The organism is Microbacterium sp. PF5 (assembly GCF_004794315.1).
Classification (GTDB): domain Bacteria; phylum Actinomycetota; class Actinomycetes; order Actinomycetales; family Microbacteriaceae; genus Microbacterium; species Microbacterium sufflavum.
Genome location: NZ_SSDQ01000109.1, coordinates 67,338 through 79,634, shown reverse-complemented (window position 1 = coordinate 79,634; position 12,297 = coordinate 67,338). Strand labels below are relative to the sequence as shown.

Sequence of the window (12,297 nt, the reverse complement as noted above, 5' to 3'; positions counted from 1 at the left end):
CATCGACACCGCATCCCGCACCAGCTGCGGCCAGCTCAGGCCGCTCAGCTTCTTGAACTCCCACGACCCAGCCATCACAACCAGGCCCGCAGGGCAACTTCTCTATCTTACCGATCTCGTTTCCGTTGTCAAATCGCCGTTCGGCGACCTGCTCGAGGGAACGAGTCAGCACCTTCATCCGGATTGCTCTATCGAGCTCTTCTGGAATCGGGAGGTGTTCGATGCTTGACGGGAGCCGGTCCGAGGACCTCCGCTCAACCGTTTGGGGCGAACAGGTAATAACTTACGTGGATTCCGGGGGGCGGGCAAATCGCCCCATCCGCCCGGGCGTGTCGCACCCCCACCCGGTGGATTCCGGCTCGGATCCTACGCAGCGGTCGCCGGGCGACGGGTCCGCGACGCGCGCTCACGTTCTGCTGCGACCTCGAACCATTCGCGCCGAGATGATGCTGCGGACGGAACGGAAGCCCCGGGCGGAGACGAAGAAAGCCGCCGGTGACCCGGCGGCTTTCTTCATGTGTTGTTGTGGACCTAAGGGGATTCGAACCCCTGACCTCCTCGATGCGAACGAGGCGCGCTACCAACTGCGCCATAGGCCCGTGAACGAGTTCTACGTTATCACGATGCGCGGGGTGTTCGTGTCGGCGCAGTCAACCAGCCGCTCGCCGTGCGAGAAGCTCGCGAACGTGCGCCTCGATCTCGGCGTCGTCCACGAAACCCATCCGCGCGTACGGAGAATCCGCCGCGGGTGCGGGGATCGCGACGGGGGGAGCGGGAGCGAGGCGCTCAGCGCGCTCCCGCAGCTCGGCGCGTCGCGCGGCGTCACGTCGCGCCTGCTGCGCATCCATCTCGGCACGCGCGACGTGCGCTCGCGAGCCGGTGACCGAGACCATCGGTTCGGGAAGCGGGCGCGGCGTCCAGGTCGCCCGCCCCTGGTCGTGAAGCTCCGGAGCGACGCGCTGCGCTTCCGCCGGCACCGCGACCCGGGGTCGGCGAGCCGCGCGTACCGCCACCGACGCCATGCGCTGCAGGATCAGTGCGGCGGTGAAGGTGAGCGCGCCGCCCACCCACAGGAGCACGGAGGATCCGGCGGCAAGGAGCTGCCATACGCCGAACCCGGCGGCGACGAGGCCGAGCAGAAGCGTGGACGTCGCAAGCATCCGCGTGCGCCGACGCGCGCGTGCACGCCGGACCGCCGGGTCCGCCTTGGTGGCAGCGAGCTGCTCGCGCAACGCCTCGAGCTCGGCCGCCTCGCGCTGCGACTGCACGCGCTTCGCGAGCTTCTGCTGAGCGAGCACCGTCCGGGCATTGAGCTCGACGTGCACCTCGCTCGGCGTCTCACTGGTCTCTGCCAGCACGCGGAGGGCCTGGTTCAGCCGCACGGCGTTGCGCTCCGCGGCGTTGTACTGGAAGCGTCCGCGCCAGGACGGCAGGAGATAGAGCATCCACAGGAGCACGGCGACGAGCACGATCACTCCCCCGCTCAGCACCGGCCCGTCCATAACGACAACGGTAAGGGCAGCGGGGTGGCGCCGCCGTGCAGCCGGGCGCGTGTCGCGGTGTGTCCGGGCGGAATGGGACTCGATCAGAGCGAGATGCGGTCCGAAGGAGGGACGGCCGCGGCCTCAGGTGGGACCTGACCGCTCAGCCAGCGGGCGAGCACACCCTGGGGCACGTCTTCCCGGGTGAGTGCGAAAGCGTAATGATCGCGCCAGTCGCCATCGATGTGGATGTACCGGCGACGAAGGCCCTCGTACCGGAAGCCGAGCTTCTGCACGACGCGGAGACTCGCGGCGTTCTCGGGTCGGATGCAGATCTCCATCCGATGCAGACCGTACTCCGTGAAGCAGGCGTCGGTCGCGAGGGCGACAGCGGTCGGAGTGATCCCCCGCCCGGCGAACCGCTCGCTGACCCAGTAGCCGATGGTCGCGGAGCACAGGGATCCCCGCGCCACTCCCCACACGTTCAGCTGCCCCGCGATCTCACCGTCGCACTCCATGACGAACGGATAGCCACCGCCGTCACGGTACTGCTGAAGCAGGCGCCGGATGCTGAGGCGCATGTCGAACGACACGGCGCCATGCGGCACTGTCGCCTCCCACGGCTGCAGCCACGACCGGTTCGTCAGCAGCTCGTGCTGAAGCGGCCTGGCGTCCTTGGTCCTGATCAGGCGCAGCTCAACGGGCCCGTGCCGCATCCCCGCCATCATCTCCATGCCGCACCTCGACCGCCCGCGCGATCGCCTAGAGGCGCTCCGCGAAGTCCTTCAGCCAGGGGCGGAGCTCGGCTCCGAGATCATCGCGGTCGGTCGCCAGCTGCACGATCGCCTTGATGTAGTCCACACGGTCACCCGTGTCGTAGCGGCGCCCGCCGAACACCACGCCGACGACGCCGGGACCGCCCTCGGCCGTCGCGAGCTCCTGCAGCGCGTCGGTGAGCTGGATCTCGCCGCCCTTGCCCGGCTCGGTCCGCTCGAGGATCTCGAAGACGGACGCGGGGAGCACGTAGCGGCCGATGATCGCGAGGTTCGACGGCGCATCCTCCTTGGCGGGCTTCTCGACGAGACCGGTGACCCGCACCGCGTCGGATCCCTCGATCGGCTCGACGGCAGCGGCGCCGTACATGTGGATGCTGTCCGGGTCGACCTCCATGAGCGCGATGACGGCCGCGCCCGTGCGTTCGTGCTGGGCGATCATCTCCGTGAGCAGCGGGTCGCGCTCGTCGATCAGGTCATCACCCAGCAGCACGGCGAACGAACTGTCACCGACGTGCGTGCGGGCACGCAGCACCGCGTGCCCGAGCCCCTTGGGCTCGCCCTGACGCACGAAGTGGATGTCGGCCAGATCGCTCGACTTCATCACGCGCTCGAGCCGACCGGTGTCGCCCTTCTCCATGAGCTTGACCTCGAGTTCGGGTACCGAGTCGAAGTGGTTGGAGATCGCGTTCTTGTTCCGCCCGATGATCACCAGGATGTCCTCGATGCCGGCATCGGCAGCCTCCTCGACCACGTACTGGATCGCCGGCTTGTCCACGACGGGGAGCATCTCCTTCGGCATCGCCTTCGTCGCTGGCAGGAAGCGGGTCCCCAGTCCTGCGGCGGGAATGACGGCCTTGATCTTCTCGTTACCCATCCCCACAGCCTACCGCCGGGCCCCGCCCTAGACTCGGAGCATGTGGAAAGACGTCGAGCACGCCAAGCGAGCCCTTCGGGCAGACCTGCGTGAACGGCGTCAACTCCTCTCCGACCCGCAGCGTGAGGCGGCGGCGAACGCGATCGGCGAACGCCTCGACGCGCTGGTGGATGAGCTCGGCGCACGGTCGATCTCCTGCTTCCTCTCGACCACCACCGAGCCCGGGACGCGCGACTTCGTGACCCGCGCTGTGCGGCGGGGAATCCGCGTGCTGCTGCCCGTCACGCGCGCCGACGGGCTGCTCGACTGGGCGGTCGCCGACGACACCGACGAGGTCGCCGAGGGTCTGCACGGACTGCCGGAGCCGACCGGCGAGGTGCTCGGCCCGATCGCGGTGAACGACGTCGACCTCATGATCGTCCCCGCCGCCGCCGTCGACCGCTCCGGCATGCGCATGGGCTGGGGACGCGGCTACTTCGACAAGACGATCGGCTCCATGGAGAAGTGCCCGCCCGTGTATGCCGTCATCTATGATTCCGAGATACTCGACGCACTGCCGCGGGAGGTGCACGATCAGCCGGTGGACGGCATCGTCACCCCGACGCAGACCCTGAACCTGTCGCCCCGGCGACGCTGAACCGCAAGGACCCCATGCCCACCTACGCCTATGCCTGCACGACGTGCGGGCACCAGTTCGACGCTGTCCAGAGCTTCTCCGACGACGCGCTCACGGTCTGCCCCGAGTGCGGCGGCCCGCTGCGCAAGCAGTACGGCTCCATCGGTGTGACCTTCAACGGCTCCGGCTTCTACCGCACGGACTCGCGTGCCGGAAGTGGCACATCCGCGACGGGTTCGGCATCATCGAAGGCGGGTTCGACGACGGGGGCCAAAACGACCGCCGCATCGACCCCGGCCTCGAACTGAGGTCGCACGATATTTGGGGGTTTCCCGTGATCAAGGGATTCAAAGAGTTCATTCTGCGCGGCAACGTCATCGACCTCGCGGTCGCCGTCGTGATCGGCGGTGCGTTCACCGCCGTCGTCAACGCGATCGTCGCCAGCATCATCAATCCGCTGGTGTCGCTGTTCTTCGTCGCGGACGCAGCGGGGAAGTTCGGCCCGAAAATCACCGGCCTGTACGGGCAGGAGGTCACCTTCCCGATCGGTGACCTGATCACCGCGATCATCAGCTTCCTCGCGGTCGCCATCGTGGTGTACTTCGCCTTCGTGATGCCGATGAACATCTACAAGGAGCGTCGCGCGAAGAAGAACCCGGTCGTCGAGGAGGCCGCCCAGGCCAGCGAGACCGAACTCCTCGCGGAGATCCGCGACCTGCTGCAGAAGCAGCAGCGCGGCGCCTGACACCGGGCCGCGCCCCCACGCGGCACAGAACTCACGACGCACGGTCCTCCCGAGGGCCGTGCGTCTTTCTTGTGCAGGGCACTGCCGTGTCAGTAGTGCGGCGGCACGTCGCGCAGGAGTTGCTCGTCGTTCGGGCCCTTGGCGCCCGCGGGAGCGGTCCGGCGTTCGTCGCCGGTCGCGGTGGTCGCCGCCTCAGGGGCCGTGTCGCTCCCGGGAACCGGTGTCAACCGTGCCCGGCGAGCCCCGGGCACCCGAACCACGCGCTGCCGAGGCTCCGCGTCGCCGCTGTCACTCACGCCCGCGGTCGCCGAGGTCGATGGGCTGCGTGTCGTTCTCGGCCCGAGCCGTCGACTCCGCGATGCCGAGCACGGACGCGATGCGCGTCGCCACGGTGCGCGGGTCGCTGTACAGGTCGAACGCGTGCACGCGCACATAGTGCCACCCGAGGCGGCGGAGCACGTGCGGGCGCAGGCGCAGCGTCTCGCGCAACGATTCGCCGCGCGACTCCGGGTCGGACTCGATCACGACCGCCTTGCCCCGATGCTGCGCCACGAGCGGAAGCAGTCCCCGGTAGTCCACGTCGACCGAGGCTCCGAGTCGTCGCAGTTCCCGCGCGAGGGCCAACGTCAGCGGATCGGCGAGATCCTCCAGACGTGCGTCACGCGCGCGCGTGGCCAGACCGCCCAGGATCGACATGAGGGTGGCGGCGCCGTGCTCCAGCCGACCGTCGTCGAACGCCGACGGCCGGATCGACGACACCAGGACCATCGACCGGCGCGCCCTGGTCATGCCCACGGTGAGCAGACGCTCGCCGTCCGGGGTCGACAGGTCGCCGAAGTCGCTGAGCACCCGTCCGTGCTTGGTCAGACCGAATCCGAGCGAGAAGATCACGCGGTCGCGGCTCTCCGCCACCGACTCCTCGAGCGTCAGGACCGCGAACGGTTCGGCGGTGTCACGGCCCACGAAGTCCGCGACATCCGAGCGACCGGCGAACGCGGAGGTCACCGCCGCGCGCACCCGCTCGGCGTGGCGCGTGCTCGCCGTGACGACCATGAGCGACTCGGCGGGACGGTGGACGGCATGCTCCACCACGAGCGTGACCACCCGCGCGACCTCGGCGTCCGGGCTCTCGACCGCTCCGGAGACGGGGTCGGGAGTGCCCGTTCCCCCCTCCACGTAGTCGACCGTGAGGCTGCCTCGGCCGAGATAGGACCCGGCCCACGGGAGGGAGACGATCTCCCCGCCGTAGAACGCGTCATTGATGAGCTCCGCGAGGTCCTCACCACCCGCGCGATAGCTCCGGGTGAGGGTCATCACGGGCAGCAGCTCGGACAGGCGCTCGAAGACCGACACCTCGTCGAACGGGACCTCGGCCTCCCACTCCTCGGACGGATCGACGGCGATGTGGAACGGCGTGGGCCGCTGTGTCACCGGATCACCGAACGCAACCACCTGGCGCGCGCGACGGATCGCCGGGGCGGCCTCCGCGAGATTGATGGCAGCGGCGTCGACCAGCAGCACGGTGTCGAACTCCACCGAGTCAGGGATCTCCGGCACGAGGTACGGCGACGAGATCCACACCGGGGCGAGCACGTCGACCAGGGTCGGCGCCGCGCTCACGACCTCCGCGGTCGTGGTCGACGGCTGGGTCAGCGCACGGCGCAGATGCTGCGACTGCTGCGGCTCGTCGACGATCGCGATACGCCACTGGTTGGCCAGCTGCCACGCCAGCAACGGTCCCGCCATCGCCGCATGCGCCTCGTCCACAAGCCGGAAGTCGCGCTCGAGCCGGTCGACGACGGCCGTGTTCGCACCCAGCAGGGACCGGTTGTCCTGCAGCGCCCGCTCCAGCAGCGACTGCCACCACGCGAACTCGAGCTCCTCCCCCACCTGGGCCTCGGACACATGTCGCACCGAGAGCTCAGTGAGCAGCGGCTCCAGCCCGAGGAGAGCCAGCTTGTCGCGCAGCTGCGCGCGCTCCACGAGGTTCTCGAACACCTCGGACTTCGCCGCGAGACCCGCCAGCATCCGCACCAGCCGCGCGACCGGGAGGGAGGACAGAGGCTCACGGCGCCCCAGGGCCGCATCCAGTTCCGCCAGCTCCGCCTCGACCCGCTGCCAGGCCACGTAGACGTCGGCGAGCCCGAGCGGGATCTCCGGAGCGACGCCCGCATCGACATAGCGCTGCCACTGCGTGCGCTGCGTCTGGATGCGCAGCAGCGCCTCGTGCATCTCGGTCACGTGCACACCCGGACGCACGTACTCCTTCGCCAGCCGTCGCAGCCGACGACGGTTCGCGCCGGACATCCCCGGCGCATCGCGTCGTGAGCCGTGCGCCTGTATGAGCTCGCCGAGCGGCCGTTCGAACACGGTCGGGCTGAAGCGATCGAGCGTGTCGCGGATGCCCTGCAGCAGGCGGAGGTACTCGCCGAGCTCGTCGATCGTGGCGAAGGGGCGCATGTGCGTCTGTGCGATCAGCTCGTAGCCGCGCTCCAGGAGTGCCGGGACGCTCGTCGCGTGCAGTCGCCCGGCGAGCTCGTGTGCGGCACGGGCGGCCTCGGTGCTGGCGAACGTGACGCCGTACCAGGGAGAGTCGTTGGGCCCGACGCGGAACTCGCCGAGACGAGCCGCGTGCGCGAGGGCCTCGGCTGCGTCCGTCCGATCGGCGGCGAGTCGCCGGAGCGCGTCGATCCCCAGCCTCGCTGTGGTCGAGGGCGGAACCGGAAGGGAGGCGAGGCGGGTGAGATGGCGTGTGGCGTCGAGGACCGAGGCGTCGAGCCCCGGCACGGGTGACGTCAGTGCCTCACGGTAGTCGCGCAGCACAGTGCGGAGCCGGACGAGTGCGTCGTCGACCTCGCTCACCTTCGGCGCCGTCGCCTTCTCGTTGCGGCCGATCGCCTTCACGAGGTCGCGTCGCACGCTGGCGGGCGACACGGCGAGGCTGTCCAGCCCGATGCCGGCGAGACGGTGGCGCACGCCGTCGAGAGTGGACCGTCGCGCTGACACCACGAGCACGCGCTTGCCCGCCCGGACCAGCTCGCCCATGGCGTTGATGACGGTCTGCGTGCCCCCGGTCCCCGGAAGCGTCGCCACAGTCAACGAGTGCCCGGCCGCGATGCGTGCGAGCACCGCCTCCTGTTCGGCGTCGGCATCCAGAAGAAGGTTGTCCGACGCGGGGGCACGATCGTCCGGGCCCGTGTGATGCGGCACCGCCCGGGGCGCAGCGAGCTGTTCGCGATCGCCGACGTGGCCGCCGAGAGCGTTGAGCACGGTGTGGTCGAGGGTTGCGCCATCGCGGGACATGGCGGAACCGACGTCGGCGAAGGTCGATACGACGAGACGCGGCTCGACGGAGAAGGTGTCGATTGATCGCGTGAGCGCGCGGAGACTGTCGATCACGGGCTGCGGCTTGAAGATGCCGCCGTCGTACGCGAGAGCAGCGAGGGCATCGGCATCGATCGTGAGACCGAAGTGCTCCCTCGCGATGCGCACGAGCTCGGGGTTCACCTCGAAGGCGCCCTGGAGCTTGAGCTCGAAGTCGGTATGGTGACGGCGGATCGCGAGCGGCCGCAGCAGCACGGGCGCGGCGAACCACGCGCCACCGATCCGCCATCGCGCGACACCGACCGCCAGGTGCACGGCCTCGATGCCACGGACCGTGCGCAGCTCGGTGTTCTTCGCGGTGATGCGCTCGGCCGCGAGTCGGGCGGTGCGCAGTCCCACCTCGTCGCGGAAGAGATTGGACAGCAGCGTGGACTTGCCGGTGATGAACTGCGGGAGGCTGCCGGGGTGGGCCTTGGAGATGTCGATGCCGGACTCCGGCCCGTCACGGAAACTGGTGAGCGGGGAGGGACCTCCGAGATCAGCCGCCTCCGCCTTCAGCCTCGTCCGCTCGGCCTCGGCGGCATGCGCGATGTCCACGCCGGTCGAGGTCTCGTGGAGGTCGCCGAGAGGCACAGCGGTCTCCGCCGCCGTGCCGTCCGCAGACTTCCCTTCACGTCGCCACACACTCACACCCTAGGCGCGCGACCGCCGGAGGCCGGTATCCCTGGCGGGTTTCCGCCGAAAATCCGCGCGTCCGTCCGACGTTCACCCTCCCTCCCCCGCCAAGGCCTCGGCTCAGGTTCTCCACGGTCCGTGAAACGCGACGAGCGCAGCATCATCCTTATCGGCCGCGCCCACCAGGATGGTGCCATGAGCTTCCGCTACGACTTCGCCCCGACGCCGTTCGGCGATGCCCTCGCCGTGTTCTCCGACGAGGGCATCGTGCGCTTCGACCTCTCCGAGTCGGAAGACCCGAGCGTCCCCTGGCTGCTGGAGGGGGTGTCTCGGCAGCTGGGCGCCGTTCCCGCCCCTGCCCCCGGCGCCGCCGACGAACTGGCGCAGCTGCTCCTCGACTACTTCGACGGCGATCCGATGCGGTTCGACACGCACCTGCGCATCGACTGGCGACTCACGGACGGCTTCGCGCGGCGAGCGCTGCAGACCATCTGCGAGATCGAGTGGGGGCAGACCATGAGCTATGGGGAGGTCGCGATCCTTGCCGGCCACCCCGGAGCGGCCAGAGCGGTCGGCACCGCCTGCCGCGTCACCCCCTTCTCCATCATCGTCCCGGTCCATCGTGTGGTGCGCTCCGACGGATCACCGGGCCAGTACGGCGCACACCCCGACCGCAAACGATTCCTCCTCGATCTCGAGTCGCACTGAGCTTCCCGACCCCACGCACCCGACCCCGCAGAGAGGTGGACCCGGCGAGTAGGCCGCCGGGTCCACCTCTCTGTTCCACCGAGGCGACGGGGTCTCTAGTGGTCCACCGCCTTCTCGGCACCGAAGCCGGTGAGGGAACGGACCTCCATCTCCGCAGCAAGCTCGGGCGACTCGCGTCGGGTGCTCGTGACCGTGCCGAGCCAGCCGAGGAGGAAGCCCAACGGGATGGAGACGATTCCCGGATTGTTGAGTGGCCACACCGCGATGTCGATGCCGGGGATCATCGACGTCGGCGTCCCAGAGAAGACCGGAGACAGGACGATCAGCAGGATCGCCGAGCCCAGGCCGCCGTACATGCTCCACACCGCGCCACGCGTGGTGAACCTCCGCCAGAACAACGAGTAGAGGATCGTCGGCAGGTTCGCCGACGCCGCGACGGCGAAGGCGAGCGCCACCAGGAACGCGATGTTCTGCCCCTGAGCGCCGATACCGCCCACGATCGCGAGGATGCCGATCACGATGACCGTACGACGGGCGACGCGCACCTCGCCGTTCGGATCGGCCTCGACCGGGTTCCCCGCGGCATCCTTGCGTCCCTTCTGGATCACGTTGGCATAGATGTCATGGGCGAACGACGCCGCAGCCGTGATGGTCAGCCCGGCGACCACCGCGAGGATCGTGGCGAACGCGACGGCCGAGATGAAACCGAGCAGCACGGGGCCGCCGAGCTGCAGCGCCAGGAGCGGTGCCGCCGAGTTCACCCCACCGGGTGCTTCCGCGATCACATCCGCTCCGACGAGCGCGCCGGCGCCGTAGCCCAGTACCAACGTCAGCAGGTAGAAACCGCCGATGAGCCAGATGGCCCACACCACAGACCGCCGCGCCTCCTTGGCCGTCGGCACCGTATAGAACCGCATGAGCACATGCGGCAGACCGGCGGTACCGAGCACCAGGGCCATGCCGAGAGAGAGGAAGTCCCACGGATTCGCCCCGTACTGCAACCCGGGCGCGAGCACCGCGTCACCCTTGTCGGAGTTGGCGACCGCAGCCTCAAACAGCGTGTTGAGGCTGAACCCGTTGAGCGCGAGCACCCAGATCGTCATCCCGAGAGCGCCACCGATGAGCAGGACCGCCTTCACGATCTGCACCCACGTGGTTCCCTTCATCCCCCCGATCAGGACGTACACGATCATGAGGATGCCGACCACCGCGATCACGATCGACTGTCCGACGCGCCCGTCGATGCCGAGCAGCAGCGAGACGAGCCCGCCGGCGCCGGCCATCTGCGCGAGCAGGTAGAAGAAGCACACCGCCAGGGTGGTGATGGCCGCCGCCATGCGCACCGGGCGCTGCTTCAAGCGGAACGACAGCACATCCGCCATCGTGAACTTCCCGGTGTTGCGCATGAGCTCGGCCACCAGCAGGAGCGCGACAAGCCAGGCCACGAGGAACCCGATCGAATAGAGGAAGCCGTCGTACCCGTTGATTGCGATCGCACCGCAGATGCCGAGGAAAGACGCGGCGGACAGATAGTCGCCGGCGATCGCGAACCCGTTCTGCGGCCCCGTGAACGAACGCCCCGCCGCATAGTAGTCCGCCGCCGTCTTGTTGTTCCTGCTCGCGCGGATGACGATGAACAGGGTCACCGCCACGAAGGCCAGGAAGATCGAGATGTTGAAGACCGGATTGATCTCGAGGGCGACGGTGTCGGTAGCCGTCCGAATACCGATCATGCGTCGGCCTGCGCCTTCTCCAGTTCATCCCTAATCTCGGTCGCCAGCGGATCGAGCCTGCGATTTGCAAATGCGACATATGCCATGGTGATCGCGAATGTCGTGACGAATTGTCCCAGTCCGAAGAGCAGACCGACCGTGATATCGCCCCACACCCGCTGCGCCATGAAGTCGCGCGCGAATGCGGCCAGCAGCACATAGACGAAGTACCAGACCAGGAAGAAAGCAGCCAACGGGAAGATGAACGATCTCTGCGTTCGCTTCAGCCGGACGAATCGCGGAGACTGTTCGACGGAGACGTAGTCGATCGCTCCGCTGTGAGGGGTCGGTTGATGGTCGTTCATGGGGCCTCCTTGCCACATGTCCCGTGCTCGCGCGGCTCGATCCGCCCGAATGGTAGGGTCGACGCTACGAAACGGGGAACGGCGCCGTCACCCCCGAAAGTAGGTATTCCGTGACCTCTCCGATCGCCGCTGAGACCGAGGCGGATCTCGTCGCCAATGCGGTGCGCGAGCTCGCACGACGCACACGGTTCCCCGTGGCCTTCGGCGGTCTCGTGGAAGAGGGCGTGGTGAGCGTCACCAGCATCGTCGGGGCCCGCACCCGGTCGCTCGACGGGCTGCGCGTCCGACCGGAACGGGGTCTCGGCGGGCGCGCCATGATGGAGTTGCGGCCGCGCATGACCAGCGACTACGGCTCGTCACGGCAGATCACGCACGACTACGACGTCTTCGTCCTCGGCGAGGGGCTGCGCACGCTTCTGGCCCTGCCCATCGTGGTGCAGGGACGCTCGCGCGGCGTTCTGTACGCCGGCGCCTGGGACCACGCGCAGGTCGGCGGGGTGACCACGGCGCCCGCCATGCAGGTGGCGCAGTCGGTGGCGGACGAGCTCCGCATCAGGGACGAGGTGCAGCGGAGGCTCCGTGCGGCGACGGAAACGCCGCCGACCGTCGCGGCGCCGCAGCGCGAGGAGCTGCGTGAGAGCTTCGCCGAACTGCGCAGCATCGCCGCCGCGGTCGAGGACGTCGGCGTGCGCGCGCGTCTGGCTCAGGTGGAGCGGCGTCTGCTCACCCTTGCCGGTGAGACCATGCCGCCCACCACCGCCCCGGTGCCGGTGGTGCACCTCTCCCCTCGGGAGACGGATGTGCTCGCGTGCGCGGCGCTCGGCGCGACGAATGCCGAGATCGCCGCGCAGCTCGGCCTGAGAGAGGGAACGGTCAAGGCATATCTGGGGACCGCGATGTCGAAGCTCGATGCTTCGACGAGGCACGCCGCGGTGACGAAGGCACGCCGCGCCGGTCTTCTCCCCTGAACTGCTTCTCTCTCCGGCCGAGCGACCGTGGTTTATTGCTGCGTTTGCGTGCC

Annotated in this window: 12 protein-coding genes and 1 tRNA gene; 6 read left to right on the top strand and 7 right to left on the bottom strand. The window is 68.8% G+C overall.

Annotated features, from left to right (window positions below):
• Positions 1-229: hypothetical protein (locus tag DW297_RS19100; RefSeq protein WP_205828261.1), on the top strand; the 229-nt coding region annotated here is incomplete at its 5' end.
• Between the two features lie 297 nt (positions 230-526).
• Here DW297_RS19100 and DW297_RS09225 read toward each other — a convergent pair.
• The 4 genes from DW297_RS09225 to galU form a co-directional block, all read right to left on the bottom strand.
• A tRNA-Ala gene (locus tag DW297_RS09225) sits at positions 527-599 on the bottom strand.
• Positions 600-650: 51 nt separating this feature from the next.
• Entirely contained in the window at positions 651-1,502 is an 852-nt protein-coding gene (locus tag DW297_RS09220; RefSeq protein WP_136031595.1) for a hypothetical protein, read from the bottom strand.
• A gap of 83 nt (positions 1,503-1,585) precedes the next feature.
• Positions 1,586-2,197 carry a GNAT family N-acetyltransferase gene (locus DW297_RS09215; protein WP_136031613.1) on the bottom strand — a complete coding sequence of 204 codons (612 nt, stop codon included), beginning with the start codon at positions 2,195-2,197 and terminating at the stop codon, positions 1,586-1,588.
• A 46-nt stretch (positions 2,198-2,243) separates the two neighbouring features.
• Positions 2,244-3,131, bottom strand: a complete 888-nt coding sequence (galU, locus tag DW297_RS09210) for a UTP--glucose-1-phosphate uridylyltransferase GalU (protein ID WP_136031593.1) — start codon at positions 3,129-3,131, stop codon at positions 2,244-2,246.
• 40 nt (positions 3,132-3,171) lie between these two features.
• Here galU and DW297_RS09205 point away from each other — a divergent pair, with 40 nt between their 5' ends.
• Genes DW297_RS09205 through mscL form a run of 3 tightly spaced genes read left to right on the top strand, consistent with a single transcriptional unit; the run spans position 3,172 to position 4,492 of the window.
• Positions 3,172-3,768: a 5-formyltetrahydrofolate cyclo-ligase gene (locus DW297_RS09205; protein ID WP_136031591.1), complete on the top strand. Its 597-nt coding sequence runs from the start codon at positions 3,172-3,174 to the stop codon at positions 3,766-3,768.
• Positions 3,769-3,782: 14 nt separating this feature from the next.
• Positions 3,783-4,055: an FmdB family zinc ribbon protein gene (locus DW297_RS09200; protein ID WP_136031589.1), complete on the top strand. Its 273-nt coding sequence runs from the start codon at positions 3,783-3,785 to the stop codon at positions 4,053-4,055.
• Between the two features lie 26 nt (positions 4,056-4,081).
• Complete coding sequence (gene mscL, locus DW297_RS09195; protein WP_136031587.1) at positions 4,082-4,492, top strand: large conductance mechanosensitive channel protein MscL; 411 nt, start codon at positions 4,082-4,084, stop codon at positions 4,490-4,492.
• Between the two features lie 288 nt (positions 4,493-4,780).
• On the opposite strand, the gene DW297_RS09185 is transcribed toward mscL, so the two are convergent.
• Positions 4,781-8,449, bottom strand: a complete 3,669-nt coding sequence (locus DW297_RS09185) for an ATP-binding protein (protein WP_136031583.1) — start codon at positions 8,447-8,449, stop codon at positions 4,781-4,783.
• A 237-nt stretch (positions 8,450-8,686) separates the two neighbouring features.
• Between DW297_RS09185 and DW297_RS09180 the strand changes: the two genes are divergently transcribed.
• Positions 8,687-9,199, top strand: a complete 513-nt coding sequence (locus tag DW297_RS09180) for a methylated-DNA--[protein]-cysteine S-methyltransferase (protein ID WP_136031581.1) — start codon at positions 8,687-8,689, stop codon at positions 9,197-9,199.
• A gap of 95 nt (positions 9,200-9,294) precedes the next feature.
• On the opposite strand, the gene DW297_RS09175 is transcribed toward DW297_RS09180, so the two are convergent.
• Both DW297_RS09175 and DW297_RS09170 read right to left on the bottom strand, forming a co-directional pair.
• Positions 9,295-10,932 (bottom strand): solute symporter family protein, encoded by a 1,638-nt coding sequence (locus DW297_RS09175; RefSeq protein WP_136031579.1) that lies wholly within the window; start codon positions 10,930-10,932, stop codon positions 9,295-9,297.
• Positions 10,929-11,276 (bottom strand): DUF485 domain-containing protein, encoded by a 348-nt coding sequence (locus DW297_RS09170; protein WP_136031577.1) that lies wholly within the window; start codon positions 11,274-11,276, stop codon positions 10,929-10,931. The genes DW297_RS09175 and DW297_RS09170 overlap by 4 nt, the downstream gene beginning before the upstream one ends.
• A gap of 110 nt (positions 11,277-11,386) precedes the next feature.
• Here DW297_RS09170 and DW297_RS09165 point away from each other — a divergent pair, with 110 nt between their 5' ends.
• A complete protein-coding gene (locus DW297_RS09165; protein ID WP_136031575.1) occupies positions 11,387-12,244 on the top strand; it encodes a LuxR C-terminal-related transcriptional regulator in 858 nt (285 codons plus the stop codon).
• Positions 12,245-12,297 lie beyond the last annotated feature (53 nt).